This window comes from Micromonospora sp. CPCC 206171, from assembly GCF_036906755.1.
Taxonomy (GTDB): Bacteria; Actinomycetota; Actinomycetes; order Mycobacteriales; family Micromonosporaceae; genus Micromonospora; species Micromonospora purpureochromogenes.
The window spans coordinates 312,163-337,800 of the sequence record NZ_JBAKHT010000002.1 but is presented as its reverse complement, the minus strand read 5'-3'; the positions used below and the strand labels follow the sequence as shown (position 1 = coordinate 337,800).

The following is a 25,638-nucleotide window of genomic DNA, read 5'->3' as shown; positions in this document are numbered from 1 at the left end:
GATCAGTGTCGTTGCCCCGGTCCGGCTCGCCGGGCCGGGGCAACGGCGCTTCGAAGGGACATTCATGGCGAAGATCCTGAGCTTCTCGGACGACGCCCGACACCTGCTCGAGCACGGTGTCAACGCCCTCGCGGACACGGTCAAGGTCACCCTCGGCCCGCGCGGGCGCAACGTCGTCCTGGACAAGAAATTCGGTGCGCCCACGATCACCAACGACGGCGTGACCATCGCCAAGGAGATCGAGCTCACCAACCCCTACGAGAACCTCGGCGCGCAGCTGGTCAAGGAGGTGGCGACGAAGACCAACGACGTCGCTGGCGACGGGACCACCACCGCGACCGTGCTGGCCCAGGCCATGGTCCGCGAGGGCCTGCGCAACGTGACCGCCGGGGCCAACCCGTCCGGTCTCAAGCGGGGCATCGACGCGGCGGCCGCCAAGGTCTCCGAGGCGCTGCTCGAGCGGGCCGTCGAGGTCGCCAGCAAGGAGGCGGTCGCGAACGTCGCCACCATCTCCGCGCAGGACGCCACCATCGGCGAGCTGATCGCCGAGGCGATGGAGAAGGTCGGCCGCGACGGTGTCATCACCGTCGAGGAGGGCTCCGCGCTCACCACCGAGCTGGAGGTGACCGAGGGTCTGCAGTTCGACAAGGGCTTCATCTCGCCGAACTTCGTCACCGACGTGGAGTCGCAGGAGGCGGTCCTGGAGGACCCGTACATCCTGATCACCACGCAGAAGATCTCGGCGATCGAGGAGCTGCTGCCGCTGCTGGAGAAGGTCCTCCAGAACAGCAAGCCGCTGCTGATCATCGCCGAGGACGTCGAGGGCCAGGCGCTGTCGACCCTGGTGGTCAACTCGATCCGCAAGACCATCAAGGTCTGCGCGGTGAAGGCCCCCGGCTTCGGCGACCGCCGCAAGGCGATGCTCCAGGACATGGCGATCCTGACCGGCGCCGAGCTGGTCGCCCCGGAGCTGGGCTACAAGCTCGACCAGGTCGGCCTGGAGGTGCTCGGCAGCGCCCGGCGCGTCGTGGTCGACAAGGAGAACACCACCGTCGTCGACGGTGGCGGCCAGTCCTCCGAGGTCGCCGACCGGGTCGCGCAGATCCGCAAGGAGATCGAGGCCTCGGACTCCGAGTGGGACCGGGAGAAGCTGGCCGAGCGGCTGGCGAAGCTCTCCGGTGGCATCGCGGTCATCAAGGTGGGCGCGGCGACCGAGGTCGAGATGAAGGAGCGCAAGCACCGCATCGAGGACGCCATCGCCGCGACCAAGGCCGCCGTCGAGGAGGGCACGGTGCCCGGTGGTGGTGCCGCCCTGGCGCAGGTCCTGCCGGTGCTCGCCGACGACCTGGGCCTGACCGGTGACGAGAAGACCGGCGTCTCGATCGTCCGCAAGGCGCTGGTCGAGCCGCTGCGCTGGATCGCCCAGAACGCCGGCCACGACGGCTACGTGGTGGTGCAGAAGGTCGCCGGCAAGGAGTGGGGCAACGGCCTCGACGCCGCCACCGGCCAGTACGTCGACCTGGTGAAGTCCGGCATCATCGACCCGGTGAAGGTGACCCGCAACGCGGTCACCAACGCCGCCTCGATCGCCGGCCTGCTGCTCACCACCGAGAGCCTCGTGGTGGAGAAGCCGGAGAAGGCCGAGCCGGCCGCCGCCGGTGGGCACGGCCACGGCCACGGTCACCAGCACGGCCCGGGTTTCTGACCCACGGCGTACGCCGACCCAGGGCGCACCGTCTCCGCGGAGACGGTGCGCCCTGACGCGTCCGTGGGGGCATTACGGAACGCTGACGTGGTTGGCGGTCGGTCCGGTTGATCGACAACACTGGTCCGATGAGCACCACGCCCCGCGGCCTCGCCGCGCTCGCCGGGATCACGGCCGCCACCGTGGCCATCGGCGTCGCCGAGCCGGTCGCGGTCCTGACCGGCCCCCGGTCCGCCCCGCTGATCGCGGTCGGCGGGCTGGTCGTGGACGTCGTACCCGAGCCGTTGAAGCAGTTCGCCATCACCCTGTTCGGCACCTACGACAAGATCGCCCTGCTGGTCGGGACGGCGCTGTTGCTCGCCGCGTTCGCCGCGCTCCTCGGCGTGCTGGCGGTCCGCCGGCTGTGGATCGGCCTGGCCGGCATCGCGGCCTTCGCCGGGCTCGGCGTGGCCGCCGCCCTCACCCGGGCCGGCGCGGATGCCGCCGACGCGCTGCCCTCGCTGGTCGGGGCCGGGCTCGGCGGGCTGGTGCTCTGGGCCTTCCTCGCCGGCCCGCTGGCGGTCGACCCGTGGCCCTGGACCCCGCCGACACCCCTGCCCGGCCCGTCGACGCCGGCCGCGCCCGCCCCGGCCGCCGGCGCGGAGGGTGTACCTGGCCCGGCCGCCGGCGCGGAGGCGGTACCTGGCCCGGCTGCCGGCGCGGAGCCGGCACCCGACCCCGCCTTCGGTCCGGAAGGCAATCCCGGCCCCGATCCGGTGAGCCGTCCACCCGTCGGGTGGGAGCCGTTGGAGACCACCGACCCGGAGTCGCGGCGCCGGTTCCTGCGCGGGGTGGGCGTGCTGGCCGGCGGGGCCGCCGTGGCCGGGCTGGGCGGGCACTGGCTCGCCGGTCGTCGGGGCGTGTCGGCGGCCCGCCGGGCGGTCGCGCTGCCCACCCCGTCGGCGGCGGCCCCGGTCGTCCCGGCCGGCGCCGACCTGTCGCTGGCGCAGCTCGCCCCGTACGTCACCTCGAACACCGGGTTCTACCGGATCGACACCGCCCTGGTGGTGCCGCAGGTCGACCCGGAGAGCTGGCGGCTGCGCATCCACGGGCGGGTGCGCAACCCGATCGAGCTGAGCTTCGCCGACCTGCTCGCCCGGCCGATGGTGGAGCGGTACGTGACCCTGGCCTGCGTCTCCAACGAGGTGGGCGGGGGCCTGATCGGCAACGCCCGGTGGTTGGGCGTACCCCTCAAGGAGCTGTTGGACGAGGCGGACCCGGAGGAGGGCGCGGACCAGGTGGTGGGGCGTTCGGTCGACGGCTGGACCTGTGGCACCCCGACGGCGGTGCTGCGGGACGGGCGGGACGCCCTGCTGGCGGTCGGGATGAACGGCGAGCCGCTGCCGGTCGAGCACGGCTTCCCGGTCCGCATGGTGGTGCCCGGCCTGTACGGCTACGTCTCGGCGTGCAAGTGGGTGACCGAGCTGGAGCTGACCAGCTTCGCCGACTTCGACGCGTACTGGGTGCCGCGGGGCTGGTCGGCGCGGGGACCGGTCAAGACGCAGTCCCGGATCGACACGCCCCGCCCGCGCAACCGGCTCAGCACCGGCCCGGTGATGGTGGCCGGGGTGGCCTGGGCCCAGCACCGGGGGATCAGCCGGGTGGAGGTACGCGTCGACGGCGGCCCGTGGCGGGCGGCGACGCTCGCCCCGACGGTGTCGGTGGACACCTGGGTGCAGTGGTCCTGGCGCTGGGACGCCACCCCGGGCGAGCACACCCTCCAGGTGCGGGCGACGGATGCCACCGGCGAGACGCAGACCGGTCGGGAGCAGCCGGTCGAGCCGGACGGCGCCACCGGCTGGCACACGGTCAAGGTCACCGTCCGCTGACCCCCGGCCCGGCCACCCCGGGTGCGCCGGTCCTGACCGGTTCGCGCACGCGAGTTCGCCGTTTGCGGTGTGTCGCGGTGTCCGACGGCTGCGACACCCCGACGCGCCGCAAACGGAGTCGCCCCGGCGGCCGGACCGGGCGCGGTTCGGCACCCGGGGGGCGACCGCCCTGCGGCAGGCGTGGCTGATCCGTTCACCTCATCAGGTCCGTAGCGTCGTCGACCCACCCGCCGCCCGAACCCGGACCAGACCGGGACGGGGACCAGACCGGGACGGGGACCAGACCGGGACGGGGACCAGGACCAGGACCAGGACCGGATCAGAGTGGGACCAGATGGGACGTGGCCGCCCAACCAGATTCCCAGGCTTGAGACGCGCCGACGCCGCGCTCCGGTTGCGGAGCGCGGCGTCGGTCGGGGTCTCTCGGCCGGGTCAGGCGACCTTGCGCTGGTCCGGCACGGCGGACTTGTGGGGGCGGCCCAGGCGGGCCTCCAGCCGGGCGATGTCGACCCGGGTCTGCCGGCGGTCGGCCAGGTCCTCCCAGCCCAGCGCGAGCAGCCGCAGCCGCTCGGACTCGCTGAAGCCGCCCCAGACGCCGTACGGCTCGCGGACGGACAGCGCGTGGGCGGCGCACTCGGCCCGGACCGGGCAGGCCCGGCAGACGGCCTTGGCGCCGGACTCGCGGCGCAGCCGTGAGGAGCCGCGCTCGCCATCGGGGTGGAAGAACTGCGCGCTGTCGCGGCCCCGGCAGGCACCGAGCCGCTGCCAGTCCCACAGGTCGACGATGGGTCCGGGCAGTCTACGTACGTTCGACATCAGCACCCCTCCTCCCGCGCGGCACCGCGGAGGTCTCGTTCGCATCCGGTGTCCGGGCGGCGGTCCGCGCAGGCGCACCGTTTCCGGCCTGGCGTCTCGGTACCCGACCTTTCCCCGACTCACACTTCTGTGATCGAAAACCTCGGACAAGTCGCGGCATATGCCCTGGATGTCGGAAAAGTTCGGAGGATTGCCCGGAACCTCCCCCCCGGCCCAGCCGGCCATGGTCTGCTCTCTGCGGAGAGGAGACCACCGTGCGTACCGTTCTCGTCTGCGTCCGGACACCGCTCGCCGCGCAGCAGTTGACCTCGGCCGCCGCCCGGCTCGGCCTGGCCGCGGTCGTGCGGACCGCCGTCTCCGACCCCGAGGTGATGCTGCGGCTGGCCGAGCGCCCCGTCGACGTCGTACTCGCCGACACCGCCCTCACCCGACCCGACAGCGCCGGCTTCGTCCGCCGGGTGCTCGCCCGCGCGCCGCAGGCCGCCGTGCTGCTGCTCGGCGCCGAGGAGTCCGAGGCCGCCGCGGCGACGATCAACGCCGGGGCCCGGGGTCTGATCCAGGGCACCGACCACGACCTGACCAGCGCGGTGGCCAAGGCGCTGCTGCTGCTCTCCGCGCCGGGCCGGACGGCCCGGAACCGGGTCACCGACCCGGCCCGGGACACCGCCGCGGTCGGCGCCCCGCCCCGGCCCTCGGCCGGGCGCAACCCGGGCCAGCCGGGCCCGGGCTGGTCCGCGGCCGAGGGGCCCGGGGGGCCGTCGGTGGTGCCGGTGCAGCGCGGCGACGACGAGGCCGAGTCGGAGGCCGCCGCCGAGCCGGAGGTGCCCGCGCCCACCGGCCGGCGGGGCGCACCCGGCGCGCGCAGCGGCCGTGGCGCCGTCGGACTGACCGAGCGGGAGCTCCAGGTGCTGCTCGGGATGGCCGAGGGGAAGAGCAACGCCGAGATCGGGCGGGAGCTGTTCGTCTCGGAGGACACCGTCAAGACGCACGCCCGACGGCTGTTCCGCAAGCTCGGCGCCCGGGACCGCGCGCACGCGGTGGCCGCGGGTTTCCGTGCCGGCCTGGTCGCCTGAGCCGGCCGCCCGCGCTCGGGCCCAGCCGTCCGGGCTCAGTCGTCGGAGGGGGACTCCTCCTCGGCCGCCTCGGTCAGCGTGTCGTGCACCCCGTCGGCGTAGCCGCGGGCGTAGTCCCAGGTGACGTAGTGGTCGGGGTCGGGGTCGTAGGCCGGCTCGTGCACCCGCGGCCGGCCGGAGCTGAGCAGGTGGCGCAGGTTGCCCCGGAGCAGGTCCCAGTCGAAGTAGTGCGGCTCGCGGCAGTCCTCGCACTCGATCACCAGCCCGCGCACCCCGATCGGCGACAGCAGGGCCTGGTAGATCTCCAGGTCGGCCAGGTCCTCCAGGACGTCCTGGCGCTCGACCTCCGTCAGCGGGTCGAGCTGGTCGTCCTCACGGGGATCGTGCAGGCCAGCAGCCGGATCGGCCGGGTCGCCGTTGAACGGGTCGATGGGCTCGTCGTGCACCCCCTCACCGTAGTCCCAACGCTCGCCGGACGCGTCCCCCCGGCCACGCCTGTGGCCTCGCCGACCCGCGCCGGCACCGCCGGGGCCGGCCCAGCTCAATGGGTACGATGAAGCGACGCGCCGTCACCTCGGCGTGCGCCGGTGCCCGCGCGCGCCACCTCGCTGAAGCCCGTCCGAGCAGCTCAGGAGAGCAATCGTGGAGAATTCGCCCAGCACTGATCTTCCCGGCGGCGTCGGCAACGGCGAGCCGGGTGGTCACCTGCCGGAGCTGCCGGCCGGCTCGGCGCGGGTGGTGCCGCTCGGTCTGACCTTCGACGACGTGCTGCTCCAGCCGGGCGAGTCGGACGTCGTGCCCAGCCGGGTCAACACCCGCACCCGGCTCACCCGCAACATCGAGCTGACCGTGCCGCTGCTGTCCAGCGCGATGGACACGGTCACCGAGGCGCGGATGGCGATCGCGATGGCCCGCCAGGGCGGCATCGGGGTGCTGCACCGCAACCTCTCGCTGGAGGACCAGGCGCTCCAGGTCGACCTGGTCAAGCGCTCCGAGTCCGGCATGATCACCAACCCGGTGACCGCCAGCCCGGACGACACCCTCCGCGAGGTCGACGAGCTCTGCGGCCGCTACCGCATCTCCGGCGTACCGGTGGTCGACGGCGACGGGCAGCTGGTCGGCATCGTCACCAACCGGGACATGCGGTTCGTCTCCGCGCCGGAGACCCCGGTCCACGAGATCATGACCCGTACCCCGCTGATCACCGCTCCGGTCGGGGTGAGCAAGGACGAGGCCCTCGACCTGCTCCGCCGGCACAAGGTGGAGAAGCTGCCGATCGTGGACGACTCGGGCCGGCTGCGCGGGCTGATCACCGTCAAGGACTTCACCAAGAGCGAGCAGTACCCGAACGCCACCAAGGACGAGGCGGGCCGGCTCCGGGTCGCCGCGGCGGTCGGCGTGGGCGACGACGCGTACAAGCGGGCCCGGACGCTGGTGGACGCCGGCGTCGACGTGATCATCGTGGACACCGCGCACGGTCACCAGCGGGCGGTGCTGGACATGGTCCGCCAGCTCAAGAAGGACGTCGGCATCGACATCGTCGGTGGCAACATCGCCACGTACGCCGGGGCGAAGGCGCTGGTCGACGCGGGCGCCGACGGCGTGAAGGTGGGTGTCGGCCCGGGCGCGATCTGCACCACCCGGATCGTCGCCGGGGTGGGCGTACCGCAGATCACCGCGATCATGGAGGCCGCGCGGGCCGCCCGCCCGGCCGGTGTGCCGGTGATCGGCGACGGCGGCATCCAGTACTCCGGGGACATCGCCAAGGCGCTGGTGGCCGGTGCCGACACGGTGATGCTCGGCAGCCTGCTGGCCGGCTGCGAGGAGAGCCCCGGCGAGCTGATCTTCATCAACGGCAAGCAGTACAAGGCGTACCGGGGGATGGGCTCGCTCGGCGCGATGCAGTCCCGCGGCCAGGGCAAGTCCTACTCCAAGGACCGCTACTTCCAGCAGGATGTGCTCGCCGAGGACAAGCTCGTCCCCGAGGGCGTCGAGGGCCAGGTGCCCTACCGGGGGCCGCTCTCCGCGGTCGCCCACCAGCTCATCGGTGGGCTGCGCGCCGCGATGGGGTACGTCGGCGCGGAGAGCATCCCCGAGCTGCACCGCCGCGGCCAGCTCATCCGGATCACGGCGGCCGGGCTCAAGGAGAGCCACCCGCACGACATCCAGATGACCGTCGAGGCGCCCAACTACCACTCCCGCTGACCCATCACCCCCAACCACCTGGAGTCCCCCATGCGTGACGTGGTCGAGATCGGGCTGGGCAAGACCGCGCAGCGCGGCTACCACCTGGACGACATCGCCATCGTGCCGAGCCGCCGGACCCGGGACGTCGACGACGTCTCCACCAGCTGGCAGCTCGACGCGTACCAGTTCGGCATTCCCTGCGTCGGGCACCCGTCGGACGCCACGATGAGCCCGGCCACCGCCGTCCGGCTCGGCCAGCTCGGCGGGCTCGGCGTGCTCAACGTCGAGGGCCTGTGGACCCGGTACGAGAACCCGACCAAGGTCCTGGAGGAGCTGGCCGGCCTCGGCGAGGACGCCCGGGCGACCAAGCGGCTCCAGGAGGTCTACTCCGAGCCGATCCGCCCCGACCTGATCGCCGAGCGGGTGCGCGAGCTGCGCGCCGGCGGCGGCACGGTGGCCGTCCGGGTCTCCCCGCAGCACACCCTGGCGCTGGCCCCGGTGATCCTCGACGCCGGCGTCGACATCCTGGTCATCCAGGGCACCATCGTCTCGGCCGAGCACGTCTCGACCACCGATGAGCCGCTGAACCTCAAGGAGTTCATCGCCGACCTCGACCTGCCGGTCGTGGTGGGCGGCTGCACCGACTACAAGACGGCGCTGCACCTGATGCGGACGGGCGCGGCCGGCGTGATCGTCGGTATCGGCGGCGACGACTGGTCGACCACCGAGTCGGTGCTGGGCATCCGGGTGCCGATGGCGACCGCGATCGCCGACGCCGCTGCGGCCCGCCGCGACTACCTGGACGAGACCGGCGGCCGGTACGTGCACCTGATCGCCGACGGCGACATCCAGACCTCCGGCGACATCGCCAAGGCCCTGGGCTGCGGCGCGGACGCGGTGATGCTCGGCGAGGCGCTGTCGCTCTGCGCGGAGGCGCCCGCCGGTGGCGCCTGGTGGCACTCGGCCGCCAGCCACCCGTCGCTGCCGCGCGGCGCGTTCGAGATCGCCGGCGAGCCGCTGGGCTCGATGGAACAGCTGCTCTTCGGCCCGGCCGACGAGCCGGACGGCCAGCTCAACCTCTTCGGCGGGCTGCGCCGCGCGATGGCCAAGTGCGGCTACCGCGACCTCAAGGAGTTCCAGAAGGTCGGCCTGGTCCTGGACCGCTGACCCGGACAAAACCGCCCCGATGCACCGGTCGCGCCGATTAGGCTCGGCCGGTGCGTCGTATCCGGTCCAGGTTTCTGCTCGCCGCCGTCGTGGCGGCGACGACGGTGGCGACCGCCGGTTGTACCTCCGACCGCGACGACCGCAACGAGTTCCGGCCCGGCGCCGCCGACGCCGGTGACCCCTACGTCCCGGGCCGGGGCAACGGCGGCTACGACGTCTCCGGCTACCGGCTGCGGGTGCGGTACGACCCGGCGACCGACCGGTTGACCGGCCGGGCCACCGTCACCGCGACCGCCACCGGCAACCTCTCCCGGTTCAACCTGGACCTGATCGGGCTGGACGTCTCGGGGGTGACCGTCTCCGGGGCGGCGGCCCGGCACCGCCGCGACGGCAGCGAGCTGGTGATCACGCCGTCGCGGGGGCTGCCCCGCGGCACCGGGTTCACCGTCGAGGTCGACTACGCCGGGGTGCCGACCGCTGTGCCCGACGGCGAGCTGGGCAGCGGCGGGTTCCTGCACACCGCCGACGGGGCGATCGTGCTCGGCCAGCCCGAGTCGGCGGCCACCTGGTTCCCGGTCAACGACCATCCGTCCGACAAGGCCACCTACGACATCGAGGTGACGGTCCCCGACGGGCTGGCCGCGCTCAGCAACGGGGTACCGGGGGAGCGGAGCAGCACCGGCGGCTGGACCACCTGGCGGTGGGCCGAGCGCGCGCCGATGGCCAGCTACCTGACCACCCTGGTGATCGGCGACTACCGGGTTGAGACCGGCACCCACGGCGGTCGACCGATGGTCACGGCGGTGCCGGCCGCCCTGCCGGCGACCGGCCCCGAGGCGGCCTCGCTGGCCCGTACCGGCGAGATAGCGGACTTCCTCGCCAGCCGGTTCGGGCCGTACCCGTTCGACTCCTACGGCGGCATCGTGGTGACCGACAGCCGGATCGGGTACGCGTTGGAGACCCAGTCCCGCCCGGTCTACGGGCCGGGCTTCTTCTCCGGCGGCCGGCCCAACCCGTCGGTGGTGGTCCACGAGCTGGCCCACCAGTGGTTCGGCAACAGCGTCTCGCTGGCGAGCTGGCAGGACATCTGGCTCAACGAGGGCTTCGCCACGTACGCGGAATGGCTGTGGACGGAGCACGACGGCGGCCGGACCGCGCAGCGTGCCTTCGAGCTGCGGCACGCCGTCACCGACTGGTCCCAGCCGGCGGTCGACCCCGGGCGGGCGGCGATGTTCGGCGACGGGGTCTACCAGCGGGGTGCCCTCGCGGTGCACGCGCTGCGCCGGACCGTCGGCGACGAGACGTTCTTCCGCCTGCTGAGCGGCTGGACCGAGGAGCGGCGCGGCGGCGTCGCCAGCACCGCCGACTTCGCCGGGTACGCCGAGCGGGTCGCCGGCCGCCCGCTGCGCCCCCTGCTGGACGCCTGGCTGGCCGGCGGCGTCGCGCCCGCCCTGCCGTGACCCGCGGGTGACCGCCGGTCGGTAGGCTGCCGCCGACGACACGGGGAGGTGCCGGGTGGCCATGGCGCGGATGCGGCGGGGCGTCGGACTGGTGACGGTGGCGGCCCTCGGGCTCGCCGGGTGCGGGTCCGACCCGGAGCCGCGGCCGGCGCCGGCCGCGGCACCGGCCCCGACGACCGGGCGGCAGTTCGCACCGGGCGCGGCCGGCGTCGGCGACGCCTACTTCCCGAGCTACGGCAACAGCGGGTACGACGTCGGGCGGTACACCGTCAAGGTCCGCTACGACCCGGCGACCGACCGGCTCAGCGGCACCGCCACCGTGCAGGCCACCGCCACCGCCAACCTGTCCGCGTTCCACCTGGACCTGGCCGGGCTGACGGTGCGGAAGGTGACCGTGGACGGCACGCCGGCCCGGCACGCCCGCGAGGCCGACGAGCTGGTGGTCACGCCGGCCGCCGGGCTGACCGCCGGCAACGGCTTCACCGCCGAGATCAACTATGAGGGGAAGCCGGAGCCGCTGGCCAACGAGGTGCTCGGCGAGGGCGGCTGGCTGCACACCACCGACGGCGCGATCGCGCTCGGCCAGCCGGAGTCGGCGAGCACCTGGTTCCCGGTCAACGACCACCCCTCGGACAAGGCGAGCTACGACGTCGAGATCACCGTCCCGAAGGGGCTGACCGCGGTCAGCAACGGGGTGCCGAAGGGGCGCTCGGACGCCGACGGCTGGACCACCTGGAAGTGGTCCGAGGCCGCCCCGATGGCCAGCTACCTGAGCACCGTGGTGATCGGGGACTACCGGGTCGAGACCGGCGAGCACAAGGGACGGCCGGTGTTCAGCGCGGTGAGCACCAAGCTCGGCAAGGGGGCCGCCGACGCGTCGATGGCCCGCACCACCGAGGTCGCCGACTACCTGGAGAGCGTCTTCGGGCCGTACCCGTTCGCCGCGTACGGCGGCGTGGTGGTCGCCGACGAGCGGATCCGGTACGCGCTGGAGACGCAGAGCCGCCCGGTCTACGGGGCGGGCTTCTTCCGGGGCGGCGAGAACACCGGCGTGGTCGCCCACGAGCTGGCCCACCAGTGGTTCGGCAACAGCGTCTCGCTGGCGAAGTGGCAGGACATCTGGCTCAACGAGGGGCTGGCCACCTACGCCGAGTGGCTCTGGGCCGAGCACCGGGGCACCGGCACCGCCCAGGCCGCCTTCGACCGGCGGTACGCCGGTTCGTCCAGCCGCCTCTGGCAGACGCCGCCGGCGAAGCCCGGTCGGCAGAACCTGTTCAGCGAGTCGGTCTACCAGCGCGGCGGGATGACCGTGCACGCCCTGCGGGTGGCGGTCGGCGACCGGGCGTTCTTCAAGATCCTGAAGACCTGGGCGGCGGAGAAGCGCAACGGCAACGCCACCACCGACGAGTTCGTCGCGCTCGCCGAGCGGGTCTCCGGCAAGCAACTGGACAAGCTCTTCGCCGCCTGGCTGCACGGCACCGAACGGCCGCCGGCCCCGAAGCGAATCTAGTTCTTCACCCGTAGCTCGGGGTGGGCGGCGAGGAACTTCTCGGCGTCGCCGGCCTTCAGCGCGGTGAGGAACTGCCGGCCGAGCGGCTTGAGCTCCTCACCCCGGTACGCGCGGCCCTTGCCCACCCCGCTGCCGGGGAGCGCGACCGGGGTGAAGCGGTCGACGCTCAGCCCGCCGAGGGCGTACGCGATGTCGACGATGCGGGGACCGCCGGCGTAGATCAGGGTGTCGCCGAGCGCGTCGACCACCTGCTGGACCCGGTCCGGCTGGCGGGCCAGGTTCTCGTCGAGGATCTTGGCGGTCAGCGCCCGGATGAGCTGCTGCTGGTGGCGCTGCCGGGCGTAGTCGCCGCCGGCGATGTAGCGCTGGCGGGCGTAGTCCAGCGCCTGCCAGCCGTTGAGGTGCCGCTGGCCCTTCTCGTAGACCATCTGCGGCCCGACGTAGCCGCCGCCGGAGGGCGCCGGGTCGCGGTGCTTGCCGTCCGGGCGGCGGTGCAGCGAGACCACCCGTTCGTCGACGTAGAGGTCCACCCCGCCCAGGGTGTCCACCAGCTTGTCGAAGCCGCCGAAGGTGATCACCGCGCCGGCGTCGAACCGCAGCCCGGTGTACCCGCTGACCGTGCTGCGCAGCAGCTCGTACCCCTGGGCGACGCGGTGCTCCTTGGGCTTGCCCGGCACCCGGCTGCCGTAGCTCATCGCGTGGGTGAGCTTGGTCCTCCCGCCCTTGTAGCCCGAGGCGGGGAAGGCCGGGATGTCCACCAGCAGGTCGCGGGGGAGCGAGAAGAGGTACGCCCGGTCCAGCCCGGCCGGCACGTGCAGCACCAGCACCGCGTCGCTGTGCGGCTCCCACCCGGGGACGCTGACCCGGGTGTCCACCCCGACCAGCAGCAGGTTGAGCGGCCCGGTGATGCCGGCCCCGGGCGGGGCGGTCGGGCTGGGCTCCGGGGCGGTGCCGGGTGTGGCGGTGGCGGTGGTGGCGACCGGGCCCGGCCGGCGCTGCGGCCCGTCGTCGCTGACCAGCCGGTTCACCACCAGGGCGCCCCCGGCGACCAGGACCACCGCGGCGAGGGCGGCCAGCAGCAGCGCCCGGCGCGGTCGTCGCGCCCCTGTCTCGTGAGCCATGCTCGACACCCCCGTTGGGACAACGCTCCGACGAGGGCCCCGAGTTGCGGGCGTGGCCTGACGGATCGGTGGACGCGAGCATGATCGCGCGAAAACTGGCGCTGGCGCGATGGCTACTCAGCGGTAATGATGCGTTCATGCGGTACGACGTGGTCGTCATCGGGTCCGGTTTCGGCGGCAGCGTCACCGCGCTCCGGCTGGCCGAGAAGGGTTACACCGTCGGTGTTCTGGAGGCCGGTCGGCGGTTCGCCGACGACGAGTTCCCCCAGACCTCCTGGCGGGCCCGGCGCTTCCTCTGGGCGCCGAAGCTCGGCTGCTACGGCCTGCAACGGATCACGCTGCTCCGCTCGGCCGACCGCAGGGCCGGCGGCGGGGTCATGGTGCTCTCCGGGGCGGGGGTGGGCGGCGGCTCGCTGGTCTACGCCAACACCCTCTACGAGCCGCTGGACGCCTTCTACGACGACGCGCAGTGGCGCGGCATCACCGACTGGCGCGACGAGCTGGCCCGCCACTACGACCAGGCGAAGCGGATGCTCGGCGTCACCACGTACCCGGTCGACACCGGCGCGGACCGGGCGATGCGCGCGGTCGCCGAGCGGATGGGGGTCGGCCGGACCTTCCACGCCACCCCGGTGGGCGTGCACATCGGCCGCCCCGGCCAGCGGGTGCCGGACCCGTACTTCGGCGGCGTCGGCCCGGAGCGCACCGGCTGCACGCACTGCGGCTCCTGCATGACCGGCTGTCGGCACGGCGCGAAGAACACCCTGGTCAAGAACTACCTCTGGCTGGCCGAGCGGCTCGGCGTCGAGGTCCACCCGCTGACCACGGTGACCGCCGTCCGGCCGGCTCCCGACGGCGGGTACGAGGTGCACACCGAGCGGACGGGTGCCTGGTTGCGGCGGCGCCGGCAGGTCATCCACGCCGACCAGGTGGTCCTCGCCGCCGGGGCGCTGGGCACCCAGCGGCTGCTGCACGAGATGAAGGCGACCGGGGCGCTGCCCGGCCTCTCCGACCGGCTCGGCGAGCTGACCCGGACCAACTCCGAGGCGATCCTCGGCGCCTCGGTGCCCCGTCAGCGGGCCCGCGCCGAGGGGGTGGACTTCACCGAGGGGGTGGCGATCACCAGCTCCTTCCACCCCGACCCGCAGACCCACATCGAGCCGGTGCGCTACGGCCGCGGCTCGAACGCGATGGGGCTGCTCCAGTCGCTGCTGGTCGACGGCGGCCCGCACCGGGCCCGACGTTGGCTGGGCAGCATCGTCCGGCAACCCGGGCTGGCGGCCCGGATGCTGTCGGTGCGCGGCTGGTCGGAGCGGACGGTGATCGCCCTGGTGATGCAGTCGGTGGACAACTCGCTGACCACCCGGTTCCGGCGCGGCCTCTTCGGCCGGCGACTGGTCACCGGCCCGGGCCACGGCGCGCCCAACCCGACCTGGATCCCGGCCGGCAACCAGGCGGTCCGGCTGCTCGCCGAGGAGATCGGCGGTACGCCGGGCGGCGCGCTCACCGAGCCCTTCAACATCCCGATGACCGCGCACATCCTCGGCGGGGCGGTGATCGGGGCGTCCCCGGCCGACGGGGTCATCGACCCGTGGCACCGGGTCTACGGCCACCCGGGGCTGCACGTGGTGGACGGGGCGGCGGTCTCGGCGAACCTCGGCGTGAACCCGTCGCTGACGATCACCGCCCAGGCGGAGCGGGCGATGTCCTTCTGGCCGAACAAGGGCGAGAACGATCCCCGTCCGCCCCTCGGCGAGGCGTACCGGCGGGTGGCGCCCGTACCCCCGCGGCGCCCGGCGGTGCCGGCGGACGCCCCGGCCGCGCTGCGCGGCTGACCGCCCCAGCCGGACCGCGGGCACCGGCGGACGGCCGGCCGGTGGTGCGGCGGCGGTGGGGCGATCGGCCGGTTGACCGGCTCCGGACGTGACGTGGCACGCCCGGAGCCCGGCCGCTGCCCGGGCCGGGGGTGACTGTCGGTAGGCTTTCTGCACATGAGCACGCCTCGCCCCGTCCTGGTGGTGGACTTCGGAGCCCAGTACGCCCAGCTCATCGCGCGCCGGGTGCGCGAGGCGAAGGTCTACTCGGAGATCGTCCCGCATTCGATGCCGGTCGCCGAGATGCTGGCGAAGGACCCGGCCGCGATCATCCTGTCCGGCGGCCCGTCCAGCGTCTACGCGCCGGACGCTCCGCAGATCGACGCCGGGATGTTCGACTCCGGCGTGCCGGTCTTCGGCATCTGCTACGGCTTCCAGGCGATGGCCCAGGCGCTCGGCGGCACGGTCGCGAAGACCGGCAACCGCGAGTACGGCGGCACCCCGCTGCGCCCCCGCCTCCTCGACCCGGGTGTGCTGCTCCGCGATCTGCCGGCCGACCTGCCGGTCTGGATGAGCCACGGCGACTGCGTGACCGAGGCCCCCGAGGGCTTCACGGTGACCGCCGAGTCGGCCGGCGCCCCGGTCGCCGCCTTCGAGGACCTGGCCGGCCGCCGGGCCGGCGTGCAGTTCCACCCGGAGGTCGGGCACACCGCGCACGGCCAGGAGATGCTGACCCGCTTCCTGTACGACATCGCCGGCATCGAGCCGACCTGGACGCCCGAGAACATCATCGACGAGCAGGTCGCCCGGATCCGCGAGCAGGTCGGCGACAAGGAGGTCATCTGCGGCCTGAGCGGCGGCGTGGACTCCGCGGTCGCTGCGGCGCTGGTGCACAAGGCGGTCGGTGACCAGCTCACCTGCGTCTTCGTCGACCACGGCCTGCTGCGCGCCGGCGAGGCCGAGCAGGTGGAGAAGGACTACGTCGCGGCGACCGGCATCACGCTGAAGGTGGTCGACGCGCAGGAGCGGTTCCTCGGCGCGCTGGCCGGGGTCACCGACCCGGAGCAGAAGCGGAAGATCATCGGCCGGGAGTTCATCCGGGTCTTCGAGGCCGCCGCCCGCGAGATCGCCTCGCACGGCGACGTCGAGTTCCTGGTGCAGGGCACCCTCTACCCCGACGTGGTGGAGTCCGGCGGCGGGACCGGCACCGCCAACATCAAGAGTCACCACAACGTCGGCGGCCTGCCGGAGGACCTCAAGTTCGCCCTGGTCGAGCCGCTGCGCACGCTGTTCAAGGACGAGGTGCGGGCGCTCGGCCTCCAGCTCGGCCTGCCCGAGGCGATGGTCTGGCGGCACCCGTTCCCGGGCCCGGGCCTGGCCATCCGGATCATCGGCGCGGTCGACCAGGAGCGACTGGACCTGCTCCGCCAGGCGGACCTGATCGCCCGCGAGGAGCTCTCCGCCGCCGGCCTGGACCGGGGCGTCTGGCAGTTCCCGGTGGTCCTCCTGGCCGACGTGCGCAGCGTCGGCGTGCAGGGTGACGGGCGCAGCTACGGGCATCCCGTGGTGCTGCGCCCGGTCTCCAGCGAGGACGCGATGACCGCCGACTGGTCCCGGCTGCCCTACGAGGTGGTCGCCCGGATCTCCACCCGGATCACCAACGAGGTCGCCGAGGTCAACCGGGTGGTCCTGGACGTGACCAGCAAGCCGCCGGGCACCATCGAGTGGGAGTGAGCCGGTCGGCTCACGCCGTCGGCGGCTGCTGCGGGTAGGTCGGCTGCGCGACGGTCGGCGGCTCGGGCCGCGTGGTCGGGGCCGGCGGCGAGACGTACCCCGGGGTGGGCGGCGTGCCGTGCGGCGCGGCGCCCGTCGGGTGCGGCCAGGCGGGCGCGCCCGCCGGCTCCTCGGGCATCAGGAACCACATGATCGGGTACGCCAGCGCGGCGAACCCGCCGGTGAGCAGGGTCGCCACCGCGAAGACCACCCGGACCAGGGTGGGGTCGACGGCGAAATAGCGGCCGAGGCCGCTGGCGACGCCGGCCACCATCCGGTCGGTGGTGGGTCGGCGGAGCTGCTTGTACGGGGCCTGGGGGGTGGTTGTCGAGGTCATGTCTCCACGTTCCGCGCGGGCCGGCCGGCCGACCTCGGTGACCGCCCGGATCCCTACCCTGACCGATCCCTGACCTGCCAGCCTTGAGTCAGGAATCTGACTCTTTTCGATCCAGGTAACCGTGGGCGGGGAGAATTTGGCTCCGTGACCACCTTGCTGGAGCCGCTCCGCAGGATCGCGGCATACGCAGTCTGTGCTGATTCAGTCGGCCGAGTGTTGCTGGTCCGCGCATCGGAGCGCTCCGGCACCCCCGGCGTGTGGTCCCTGCCCGGTGGGGCGGTCGACCACGGTGAGGACCCGAAGCACACCGTCGTCCGGGAGACCGCCGCCGAGACCGGGCTCTCGGTCGCCGTCTCCGGCCTGGAGGACGTCCTCGCCGACATGCGGGCCCTGCCGGAGCGGGGCATCACCATCCACACCGACCGCCTGCTCTACCGGGTCTCGGTGCGCGGTGGCACCCTCACCGACCGGGTGGAGCGCCCCACCGACCTCGCCCGTTGGTACACCCTCGACGAGGCCCGCGTGCTGCCGCTGCGCTCGTTCACCGCACGCGCCCTCGGCCTGCCCGCCTCCTCCGCCGACGTCGTCCCGGACGAGCCGCCGGAGTTCCCCTCCTTCTACGCCGTGCCCGGCCCGGACGGCCTGCACCGGGCGCAGCGCTTCGCCGCGTACGCGGTGGTGACCGACCCCGACGACCGGGTGCTGCTGACCCGGGTCTCCGACGGGTATCCGGGGGCCGGCTGCTGGCACCTGCCCGGCGGCGGCACCGACTACGGCGAGCAGCCCGGCGCGGCGCTGATCCGGGAGCTGGTGGAGGAGACCGGCCAGACCGGCCGCCTGGTCGAGCTGCTCGGCGTGGCCAGCCACCGGGACGCCGCCTCGCTCGGCCCGGAGGGTTACCCGATCGACTGGCACGGGGTGCGCGCCTTCTACCGGGTGGTGGTCGACCAGCCCGCCCCGCCCACCGTCGCCGACGTCGGCGGCTCCACCTGCGAGGCCCGCTGGTTCGCCCGCGAGGAGCTGGGTGCCCTCCCCACCGACCGGCTCACCGAGGTCACCGCCGAAGCCGTCCAGGCCGCCCGCCTCACCTGACCTTCGGTCCGCCGTCGAGCCTGGGGCTTCGACCACCTGATACCGCTCCCCGCCTGCCGCTAACCTCATGATCGACGGCCGGGTGGCCGGACGGCGGGGGAGCGTGGTGGGCGTGGAACAGCGGCGCAGGGTCGGGGCGTACGGGGTGCTGCGAAACGCCTCGGGGCGGGTGCTGCTGGCCCGGGGAGCCGCCCGCTGTCCGTTTCCGGGCGTGTGGCAGCTGCCGGGGGGCGGCGTCGAGCACGCGGAGCACCCGGCGCGGGCGGTGGTCCGCGAGTTCGCCGAGGAGACCGGGCTGACCGTCGAGGTGACCGGGGTGCGGGCCGCCCTGGCCGACGTCACCACGTTCCGCGCCGAGGGCGTCGCCGTGCACACCGACCGGCTGATCTTCGACGTCGAGCAGCATGGCGGCGAGCTGCGCCCGGAGCCGGCCGGCGGCAGCGACGAGCTGGCCTGGTGCACGCCGGACGAGGCCGCCGCGCTGCCGCTGATGCCGTTCACCGCCGAGCTGCTCGGCCTACCGGTCACGCCCCTGCCGGCCGGCCTGCCCGGCGCGCTGCCGGCCGGGCCGACCGCCCCGCCCGCCGACCGGCGCCAGCGGTTCGCCGCGTACGGGCTGGTCACCGACCACGCGGGCCGGATCCTGCTGACCCGGATCGCGCCGGGTTACCCGGGTGCCGGCCGGTGGCACCTGCCCGGCGGTGGCACGGATCACGGCGAGCAGCCGGCCGCCGGGCTGCTGCGTGAGCTGGTGGAGGAGTCCGGGCAGCTCGGGACGGTTGTCGACCTGTTGACCGTCGACAATCTGCACAACCCCGCGGCGCTCGGGCCGGAGGGGCGCCCGCTGGACTGGCACGCCGTGCGGGTGGTCTACCGGGTGCTGGTCTCCGCGCCCACCGAGCCGGAGGTGACCGAACTGGCCGGCGGGTCGACCGCGGAGGCGGGCTGGTTCACGTCGGCGCAGGTGGCGAAGCTGTCGCTGACCGAGGTCGCCGCCCTGGCAACCGGACGTCGGGGGCGATAGCCGTCGCTCGCCGGGCCCTTGCGAGGGTGCTCCGGTACAGTCGTAAGTGAGGTTGGCGGAGAAAACGGGCGATGAAGCCCGAGATGGGAATAAGGCAGCGGTTCGCGCGGTTTAACGGAGATATAAGTACCGCCGGCAGCTATCGCCAACCACCACTTCCCTGTGCAATGGTGTACACCGCTTGAACGGGCTGCCGGGCCAAGAGCGGTCCGGCACGAGACAGCCGGACACCCGTCCCCCGTGGGCGGCCAGTCGATCCGGTGATGGAGGAAAACGTGCCGAGAGCCCTATGGCGCCGGCGTCGTACGACTGACAGTCCGCGCCCCGCCGGGCGTCGCTGGGCGGGCCGGTTGCGCCGCAGCAGCACGTTCGCCCGGCAGGTGCTGCTGGTCCGGGTGGGCCGCCGTGACGGCGACCCGCGTATCGGCGCCGAGCTGGTGGTCCCCGAGCACCTCGTCGACCGGCCCCGCCGGTACGGCTTCGACCGCGCCCGCCGCGCGGAGATCGAGGCGGTCATGCCGGTCAGCCCGGCCCTCGCCCCCGCTCCGTCGGTGGACGACGACTCGTCGGCGATGTCGATCCCGCTGCTTCCCGGCGAGCGCACCGCGTCGCGCCGGATGAAGTTCGCGCTGGTCAACGCCTGCACGCTGGCCAGCCTGATGCTCGGCATCAACGCGATCTTCGTGGCGATGGCCGGCGAGGCCCGGGTCGCGGCGCTCCTGCTCATCGCCTGCGTCGTCTTCGACGGCCTCGACGGCGCGCTCGCCCGCAAGCTCGGCGTGGCCAGCCCGTTCGGCGCCCAGATGGACTCGCTGGCCGACATGTGCTCGTTCGGCCTGGCCGCCCCCGTGGTGGTCTACGCGTCGCTGGCCGGGTCGGCCCCCACGGCGGCCGCCGCGGTGGCCGCGGCCCTCGTCGCGGCCTGCGCCGCGATCCGGCTGGCCCGGTTCAACGTCTCACCGAAGGACGGCCGGTTCTTCTGCGGGGTGCCGACGACCATGGCGGCGGCGGTGCTCGCCCTCACGGTCGCGATCGGCCTGCCGCTGCCCGCCGTGGTGCAGATCGCCGGGGTGGCGCTGCTGGCCTTCGCGATGGTCTCCAGCTTCCCGTACGCGAAGCTCGCCCGGCTGCTCAAGCTGCCGCCGTGGCTGTGGCTGGCCCCGGTGATCGGCGCGCTGGTCGACATCCGGCTCACCTTCGCCCTGGTGGTGGTGGGCTACCTGGTCAGCGGCCCGCTGCTCTGGCTGCACCAGCGCCGCACCGCCTGATTTACCCGCACGTACGCAGAAGGGGCGCCGCGACCGCGGCGCCCCTTCTCGCGTTCCGTCAGCGCCAGCGGGCGATGATCGTCGACCCGCCGACCACCTTGTCGCCCGGCCCGACCAGCGGCTCCGCCGCGTCGGCCGGCAGGTAGACGTCGGTGCGCGAGCCGAACCGGATCAGGCCGAAGCGCTCGCCCCGGGCCAGCAGCGCGCCGATCGGCGCCCGCTGCACGATCCGCCGGGCGATCAGCCCGGTGCGCTGCGCCACCACCACCGTGCCGTGGTCGGTGTCCAGCACCGTGTACGCGGCCACGTTGTGCTCGGCGTCCGGCTTCATCGCGTTGACGAAGCCGCCGTCGGCGACGAAGTAGTCGACCACCTTGCCGGGTACCGGCGCGCGGTTGACGTGCACGTCCAGCACCGACAGGAAGACCGCGATCCGCAGCCACTCGCCGTCGCCGAACCGCTCGTCGTGCAGCCGCTGCACGGAGAGGACCTGACCGTCGGCGGCCGCGACCACGGCCGACGGGTCCTCCGGGACGTCCCGCTCCGGGTCCCGGAAGAAGGCGGCCACCGGGCCCGCGGCCAGCGCCGGCAGCAGCCAGAGCTTGGACTTCGGACGTACCGCGCGGGCCACGGCGGCCAGCCCGAGGGCGATGCCGGCCGCGGCGACGCCGTTGGAGTCGATGTGCATGCCGCGGGTCAACGGCACGCTGGAGGGCCGGTGGGCGGGGGCCAGCCGGGCGGCGAGCGCGGGGCTGGCCGGGGTGAAGCGCAGGTGGTGCACCCGTACCGGCGGGGAGTTGCGCAGCACCAGGTCGGTGCCGACCCCGTGCAGCACGCCCTGGCGGTCCAGCTCGGCGGCGGCGCCCTCGGTCCGGAACACCGGCGCGGCCACGCTGAGCAGCGCGCCCTCGCCGAGGTACTTGACCAGGCCGTCGACGGTCGTCCGGGCCTGCTCCGCGGTGCCGGTCAGCGGCTCGGCGGCGATGACCACCTCGGCGGCGTCCGCCTCGGCGAGCGAGTCGACGACGCGTACCCGGTCGGCGACCCAGCGACCCTGGGCCGTCACGTGCTCGCGCAGCGCGCCGGCGCCGGCCGGCTCGGCCGGCACGACGGTGAGCGTGTCGCCGGGCAGCAGCGCGTCGATCGCCGCGGCGAGCACCGCGGACTCCGGGGACGCGTCGACCAGGAGGGCGGCCTTCGGGTCGTTACGCCGGGCCAGCTCGGTGACGAGGGTACGGGCGGCGCGCTCGCCGATGCGGACCGGACCGGACCGGCCGGGGGTGCGCTCGGCGGGGGACTGGGTCATGTCGGACGGGCTCCTGACGAGGTAGAGACGGGCTGTCGCGGCGGGACCGCCACGGGCGACCTGGTCCGCTCGGCCCCGGCCGGGACCGGTGGTCGGACCGCTCGGCCGCGGACGAGGCCCGCCGGCGCGGCCGGCCGGCGGAGGCGGGATCTCCACCGGCCAGCATACGAGCCCGGCGACGGCGATCGCACCGCCGCGGTTGGGCCTGTGTCAAAGTCCTCGGTCGCGCCGAGGCGGAGTCCGCCTGAGCCCGCCGCAGGCCGGCCAAGGGGCTCTGACACGGGCCCTACTCCGGCGCGCGGCGTTCCCCGGCCGGCGGGCCGCTGACCGGCGCGGCGGGCGACCAGCGGGGCCGGTCGTCCGGCGCGTCGGCCGCCCGGTCCTCGACCGCCTCGGCGGGCCGGTCGCTGATCGCCGCCGTGGCCCACTCGTCCGCCTCGCCGGCCGACCCGATCGCCCGGGTCTGCGGCTCGGTGAAGCGGTCACCGGTCCCGTCCGGTCCCCACACCGGGGCGGTGGCGTCGTCCGGACCGGCGAACAGGACCTCGGCGGTCTGCTCTCCGGCCGTGCCGAGCGCCGCCGTCTCCTGCCCCGTCACCGGTGGGCGGGTGGGCGCGTCCTCGTCCGTTCCGGCGTCGGTGTAGTGGATCTCGGCGGTCTCCCGCTCGGCACCCGGGGTCTCGGTGGTCTCCCAGCGGGTGGGGACGGCCTCGTCGTCCCGCGGGTACCGGAGGTCGGCCGGGGCGGCCACCGGCTCCCGGTCCCCGATCGTGGTGTCGGTCGGCCCGGGGGACCCGTCGGCGGTGTCCCGCGGCCCGGCGGGCGGGGCCGGCCAGCCGGCGGCGGACGGGTCGGGCTCGGTCGGCTCCGGCTCGGCGGCCGGCGGGGCCTCCCGGTCGTGCCGGCCCGACCGCAGCGCGCCGACCAGGCCGAGCAGCCCGATCACCACCAGCGCGCCGGCCAGGAACCAACCCACCGGGGGCAGGGCGAGGCCGAGGATCTGGGCGAGCAGCCACCAGACGGAGAGCCCGAGAAAGAGCAGCCCGAAGGCGAGCGAGACGAGGTCCGTGCGGTGCACCCTCACCGGGTCACCTCCAGGTTGCCGGCGTTGACGTGGACGTTGAGACGCAGTGTGCCGCCACCGGCCCCGTCCGGACCGAGGTCGGTGCTCTCCCGGGAGCGCCCGTCCAGCCCGCCCGAGCGCCGGCCGAAGACCGTGGCGTCCCCGGCGTTGACGTCGGTCACCGTGGTCACGTCGACGTTCGGCGGCACCACGATCGTCGCCTCACCGAAGTTGACCACGACGGTGATCTCGGTGGTCCGCTTGTCGAAGTTGATCCCCCGCAGGTCCAGCGTGGCGTCGCCGAAGCTGTTCTCGTAGCGGGTGGCCAGGTCGCGGACGTCCGTGGGGGCCCAGGTGACGTTGCCGTCCACGCCGCGGATCCGGTCGTAGGACTCGGCCACCGTGGCCACCCCCAGCGCCGCCGCGGTCACCAGCCCCAGCGCGATCAGCCAGCGGGCCCGGCCGAACCAGGTGCCCGCCAGCAGCCCGAGGCCGATGGTGGCCAGCGCCGCCGCGAAGTAGGCCGCAGCGCCGACCGGGAAGACGTCCAGCAGGTCCAGGATGGCCACCACGCCCAGGGCGAGGAAGATCAGCGAAAAGGTCACCGCGCCGAGCGCCGACCGCTCGCGCGGCCGCTTCGGGGGCTTCACCCGGGGCGGCGGGGGTGGGGGCGGCGAAGGCGGCCCGGCGTACGGTCCGCGCGGCGCGAACGGCGGGCGGTAGCCGCCGGCGGGCACCGCCGCGCCCACCGGCGGCGCCGGGACGGTCGGCTCGGCGATCGGCGGCCAGGTGACCGGCGCGGGCTCGGCCGTCCCCGGCGCGGCCGGCCAGGCGGCGGTCGGGGCGTCCGGTCGGGCGCCGGGCGGTGCGGTCGGCAGCGCGGGTGACCAGGCGGTCTGCTCGGCGGTGCGCTCCGCTGGCACGGTGACCGGCAGCGGTGCGGTCGGGGCGAGCCCGGTCGGGGCCGGCGGCGCCGGGGTGAAGAGGCCGGGCGCGGGGTAGCTGACCGGTGGCACCGGGCCGGGTGGGGCGCTGGCCGGGGCCGGCGGTCCGGTGGGGACGGCGGCGGGCGGGGTGCGGCCGTCCCGGTTGAGCAGCAGCGCGCCGCCGATGAGGATCGCCGCGCCGAGCAGGACGGCCCGGAACGCGTCCGTGACGATGAAGCCGAAGCTCACCGCGACCAGGATGCTCAGCACGATGACGGTGACCGGCGACATGCTGGACCGGCCCCGGCCGAGCATCGACTCCACCGGGGAGGCGCTGTCGCCCTCGCCGGGGATGACCAGCAGGGCCGCCACGTAGAGCAGGATGCCGACGCCGCCGAAGAAGCCGAGCACGGCGAGGATCACCCGCCAGAGCACGGGGTCGGTGTTGGTGGCCCGGCCGATCGCCGCGCAGACCCCGGCCAGGTAGCGGCCCTCTCGCGGCCGGACCAGCCCGTACCGCGAGGTGAAGCCGGCGCCGCCCGACGGCGGCGGGGCGTACCCCCCGTCCGGTGGCGTCTGGCCGCCGTGGGCGGAGGCCCACGGGCCCGGCGCGCCGGTGGTGGTGGGCGGCGGACTCTCCGGCCCGGTCGCCCACGGGCGGGGCGGCGGGGCAGCTTCCTCGGTCATGCTCCGATCCTGCTGCGCCGGACGCCCGAGCGTCCTCAGGACCCGACCCTGACCCCACCCTGAGATCCCGGGGGCGGGAATGTCCGGGGCGTCCCCGTGGTCGCCGGGCGTCGCCCCGTGTGACGATCGGACCGGAGCCGGACGACCCCGGCACCTGCGCCGCACCGGCCCTGAACAGGGGAGCCTCCGATCAGCACCGTGACGACCCCACCGCCCCGCCTCTACCGGGCACCCGAGCACCGGATGGCCGCCGGCGTGGCCGCCGGCATCGCCGACCACCTCGGCATCCCGGTGCTGCGGGTACGGGTCGCCTTCATGGTCCTGCTCGGCCTCAGCGGCCTGGGGCTGCTGCTCTACGCCGCCTTCTGGGCGGTGGTCCCGCTGCGTCCCGGCGACACCGCCGCGCCGCCCCGCCGGGACCTGTCGCAGCTGCTGCCGTTCGTGCTGATCGGGCTGGGCGTGCTGCTGATGCAGGTGCTGGTCTTCGACTCGGTGGGCGCGACCGGCACCGCCGGTTGGCTGGTTGCGATCATCGCGGTGGGCGCCGGCGTGATCTGGCACCAGTCCGCGCCGGAGCGCCGCCGGCAGTGGGGCGACTCGATGCCGGTGCCCTGGCTCGGCGCGGTGGTCGAGGAGAGCGACCGGCGGGCGTTCGTGCTCCGCTTCGCCGGCGGCGGGGTGCTGGTCGCGGTCGGCATCATCGGCGTGGCGGCGGTCTACTCCCCGGTGCAGAACTTCGACGCGGTGGTCAACGGCGTGATCTTCGCGCTGGTCGGGCTGGCCGGCGTCGGTGTGGTGGCGGCGCCGGTGCTGTGGCGGACGTACAACCAGCTCCGCTCGGAGCGGGAGGGGCGCATCCGCGAGCAGGAACGCGCCGAGCTGGCCGCGATGGTCCACGACCAGGTGCTGCACACCCTGGCCCTGATCCAGCGCAACGCCACCGACGTCAAGGCGGTGCAGCGGCTGGCCCGGGGCCAGGAGCGCTCGCTGCGCAACTGGCTCTACAAGCCCACCGGCTCGCCCACCGAACGCTTCGCCGCCGCGCTGGAGCAGGCCGCCGCCGAGGTGGAGGACACCTTTGCGATCACCGTCGAGGCGGTGGTGGTGGGCGACCGGGAGACCGACGAGCGGGTCGGCGCGCTGGTGGCGGCGGCCCGGGAGGCGCTGGTCAACGCGGCCCGGCACGCCGGGGTGCAGACCGTGTCGCTCTACGCCGAGGTCGAGCCGGAGCAGGTGAGCGTCTTCGTGCGGGACCGGGGCAAGGGCTTCGACCCGGATACGGTGGAGGATCACCGGCACGGCGTACGAGGATCGATCGTCGGGCGGATGCAGCGGCACGGCGGCCGGGCGGAGATCCGGTCCGGGCCGGGAGAGGGAACCGAGGTCCGGTTGATCCTGCCGATCACCGGCAACGGCTCCACGGCGGAGAGGGAAAAATGAT

20 protein-coding genes are annotated in these 25,638 nt (G+C 74.3%); 13 read left to right on the top strand and 7 right to left on the bottom strand.

The window, feature by feature from the left end; translation table 11 throughout:
- The first annotated feature begins 64 nt into the window (after positions 1–64).
- Both groL and V6U89_RS04255 read left to right on the top strand, forming a co-directional pair.
- The gene (gene groL, locus V6U89_RS04260; protein ID WP_334569269.1) at positions 65–1,705 is read left to right on the top strand and encodes a chaperonin GroEL; all 1,641 of its coding nucleotides are present in this window, start codon (positions 65–67) and stop codon (positions 1,703–1,705) included.
- Between the two features lie 128 nt (positions 1,706–1,833).
- Positions 1,834–3,573, top strand: coding sequence for a molybdopterin-dependent oxidoreductase (locus V6U89_RS04255; protein ID WP_442933858.1), 1,740 nt, complete (start codon positions 1,834–1,836; stop codon positions 3,571–3,573).
- Positions 3,574–4,005: 432 nt separating this feature from the next.
- On the opposite strand, the gene V6U89_RS04250 is transcribed toward V6U89_RS04255, so the two are convergent.
- On the bottom strand, positions 4,006–4,389 hold the full coding sequence (locus V6U89_RS04250; protein ID WP_154941882.1) for a WhiB family transcriptional regulator: 384 nt from the start codon (positions 4,387–4,389) through the stop codon (positions 4,006–4,008).
- 254 nt (positions 4,390–4,643) lie between these two features.
- Between V6U89_RS04250 and V6U89_RS04245 the strand changes: the two genes are divergently transcribed.
- The gene (locus V6U89_RS04245; protein WP_334569268.1) at positions 4,644–5,462 is read left to right on the top strand and encodes a helix-turn-helix transcriptional regulator; all 819 of its coding nucleotides are present in this window, start codon (positions 4,644–4,646) and stop codon (positions 5,460–5,462) included.
- Positions 5,463–5,497: 35 nt separating this feature from the next.
- On the opposite strand, the gene V6U89_RS04240 is transcribed toward V6U89_RS04245, so the two are convergent.
- Positions 5,498–5,908, bottom strand: a complete 411-nt coding sequence (locus V6U89_RS04240) for a DUF5319 domain-containing protein (protein WP_334569265.1) — start codon at positions 5,906–5,908, stop codon at positions 5,498–5,500.
- 196 nt (positions 5,909–6,104) lie between these two features.
- Between V6U89_RS04240 and guaB the strand changes: the two genes are divergently transcribed.
- From guaB to V6U89_RS04220, 4 genes are all read left to right on the top strand, one after another.
- On the top strand, positions 6,105–7,667 hold the full coding sequence (gene guaB, locus V6U89_RS04235) for an IMP dehydrogenase (RefSeq protein ID WP_334569263.1): 1,563 nt from the start codon (positions 6,105–6,107) through the stop codon (positions 7,665–7,667).
- A 30-nt stretch (positions 7,668–7,697) separates the two neighbouring features.
- Positions 7,698–8,816, top strand: a complete 1,119-nt coding sequence (locus V6U89_RS04230) for a GuaB3 family IMP dehydrogenase-related protein (protein WP_088960331.1) — start codon at positions 7,698–7,700, stop codon at positions 8,814–8,816.
- Between the two features lie 50 nt (positions 8,817–8,866).
- A complete protein-coding gene (locus V6U89_RS04225) occupies positions 8,867–10,276 on the top strand; it encodes a M1 family metallopeptidase (protein WP_334569262.1) in 1,410 nt (469 codons plus the stop codon).
- Positions 10,277–10,337: 61 nt separating this feature from the next.
- The gene (locus tag V6U89_RS04220; protein ID WP_334569426.1) at positions 10,338–11,786 is read left to right on the top strand and encodes a M1 family metallopeptidase; all 1,449 of its coding nucleotides are present in this window, start codon (positions 10,338–10,340) and stop codon (positions 11,784–11,786) included.
- Here V6U89_RS04220 and V6U89_RS04215 read toward each other — a convergent pair.
- On the bottom strand, positions 11,783–12,907 hold the full coding sequence (locus V6U89_RS04215; RefSeq protein WP_334569261.1) for an LCP family protein: 1,125 nt from the start codon (positions 12,905–12,907) through the stop codon (positions 11,783–11,785). The two genes, V6U89_RS04220 and V6U89_RS04215, sit on opposite strands and share 4 nt — an antisense overlap.
- 137 nt (positions 12,908–13,044) lie before the next feature.
- On the opposite strand from V6U89_RS04215, the gene V6U89_RS04210 reads away from it, so the two are divergent.
- A complete protein-coding gene (locus V6U89_RS04210) occupies positions 13,045–14,742 on the top strand; it encodes a GMC family oxidoreductase (protein WP_334569260.1) in 1,698 nt (565 codons plus the stop codon).
- A gap of 156 nt (positions 14,743–14,898) precedes the next feature.
- A complete protein-coding gene (gene guaA / locus V6U89_RS04205; protein WP_334569259.1) occupies positions 14,899–16,455 on the top strand; it encodes a glutamine-hydrolyzing GMP synthase in 1,557 nt (518 codons plus the stop codon).
- A gap of 10 nt (positions 16,456–16,465) precedes the next feature.
- On the opposite strand, the gene V6U89_RS04200 is transcribed toward guaA, so the two are convergent.
- Complete coding sequence (locus V6U89_RS04200; RefSeq protein WP_334569258.1) at positions 16,466–16,831, bottom strand: PspC domain-containing protein; 366 nt, start codon at positions 16,829–16,831, stop codon at positions 16,466–16,468.
- 144 nt (positions 16,832–16,975) lie between these two features.
- On the opposite strand from V6U89_RS04200, the gene V6U89_RS04195 reads away from it, so the two are divergent.
- The 3 genes from V6U89_RS04195 to V6U89_RS04185 all read left to right on the top strand — a co-directional run bounded on the left by V6U89_RS04195 (position 16,976) and on the right by V6U89_RS04185 (position 20,215).
- Positions 16,976–17,923: an NUDIX hydrolase gene (locus tag V6U89_RS04195; RefSeq protein ID WP_334569257.1), complete on the top strand. Its 948-nt coding sequence runs from the start codon at positions 16,976–16,978 to the stop codon at positions 17,921–17,923.
- 112 nt (positions 17,924–18,035) lie between these two features.
- Entirely contained in the window at positions 18,036–18,947 is a 912-nt protein-coding gene (locus V6U89_RS04190; RefSeq protein WP_334569256.1) for an NUDIX hydrolase, read from the top strand.
- 437 nt (positions 18,948–19,384) lie between these two features.
- A complete protein-coding gene (locus V6U89_RS04185; RefSeq protein WP_374103704.1) occupies positions 19,385–20,215 on the top strand; it encodes a CDP-alcohol phosphatidyltransferase family protein in 831 nt (276 codons plus the stop codon).
- A gap of 58 nt (positions 20,216–20,273) precedes the next feature.
- Here V6U89_RS04185 and V6U89_RS04180 read toward each other — a convergent pair whose 3' ends face one another.
- From V6U89_RS04180 to V6U89_RS04170, 3 genes are all read right to left on the bottom strand, one after another.
- The gene (locus tag V6U89_RS04180) at positions 20,274–21,521 is read right to left on the bottom strand and encodes a phosphatidylserine decarboxylase (protein WP_334569255.1); all 1,248 of its coding nucleotides are present in this window, start codon (positions 21,519–21,521) and stop codon (positions 20,274–20,276) included.
- A gap of 286 nt (positions 21,522–21,807) precedes the next feature.
- A complete protein-coding gene (locus V6U89_RS04175) occupies positions 21,808–22,605 on the bottom strand; it encodes a hypothetical protein (protein ID WP_334569438.1) in 798 nt (265 codons plus the stop codon).
- On the bottom strand, positions 22,602–24,197 hold the full coding sequence (locus V6U89_RS04170) for a PspC domain-containing protein (protein ID WP_334569253.1): 1,596 nt from the start codon (positions 24,195–24,197) through the stop codon (positions 22,602–22,604). The genes V6U89_RS04175 and V6U89_RS04170 overlap by 4 nt, the downstream gene beginning before the upstream one ends.
- A gap of 198 nt (positions 24,198–24,395) precedes the next feature.
- Between V6U89_RS04170 and V6U89_RS04165 the strand changes: the two genes are divergently transcribed.
- Positions 24,396–25,637 carry a PspC domain-containing protein gene (locus tag V6U89_RS04165; protein ID WP_442933857.1) on the top strand — a complete coding sequence of 414 codons (1,242 nt, stop codon included), beginning with the start codon at positions 24,396–24,398 and terminating at the stop codon, positions 25,635–25,637.
- Position 25,638: the final 1 nt, after the last annotated feature.

Excerpts from the sequence above, each read along its gene's own strand:
- V6U89_RS04200 (WP_334569258.1), bottom strand. The coding sequence starts at position 16,831 with ATGACCTCGACAACCACCCCCCAGGCCCCGTACAAGCAGCTCCGCCGA.
- V6U89_RS04250 (WP_154941882.1), bottom strand. The coding sequence starts at position 4,389 with ATGTCGAACGTACGTAGACTGCCCGGACCCATCGTCGACCTGTGGGAC.
- V6U89_RS04210 (WP_334569260.1), top strand. The coding sequence starts at position 13,045 with ATGCGGTACGACGTGGTCGTCATCGGGTCCGGTTTCGGCGGCAGCGTC.
- groL (WP_334569269.1), top strand. The coding sequence starts at position 65 with ATGGCGAAGATCCTGAGCTTCTCGGACGACGCCCGACACCTGCTCGAG.
- V6U89_RS04230 (WP_088960331.1), top strand. The coding sequence starts at position 7,698 with ATGCGTGACGTGGTCGAGATCGGGCTGGGCAAGACCGCGCAGCGCGGC.
- V6U89_RS04220 (WP_334569426.1), top strand. The coding sequence starts at position 10,338 with ATGGCGCGGATGCGGCGGGGCGTCGGACTGGTGACGGTGGCGGCCCTC.
- V6U89_RS04170 (WP_334569253.1), bottom strand. The coding sequence starts at position 24,197 with ATGACCGAGGAAGCTGCCCCGCCGCCCCGCCCGTGGGCGACCGGGCCG.
- V6U89_RS04255 (WP_442933858.1), top strand. The coding sequence starts at position 1,834 with ATGAGCACCACGCCCCGCGGCCTCGCCGCGCTCGCCGGGATCACGGCC.
- guaA (WP_334569259.1), top strand. The coding sequence starts at position 14,899 with ATGAGCACGCCTCGCCCCGTCCTGGTGGTGGACTTCGGAGCCCAGTAC.
- V6U89_RS04180 (WP_334569255.1), bottom strand. The coding sequence starts at position 21,521 with ATGACCCAGTCCCCCGCCGAGCGCACCCCCGGCCGGTCCGGTCCGGTC.
- V6U89_RS04215 (WP_334569261.1), bottom strand. The coding sequence starts at position 12,907 with ATGGCTCACGAGACAGGGGCGCGACGACCGCGCCGGGCGCTGCTGCTG.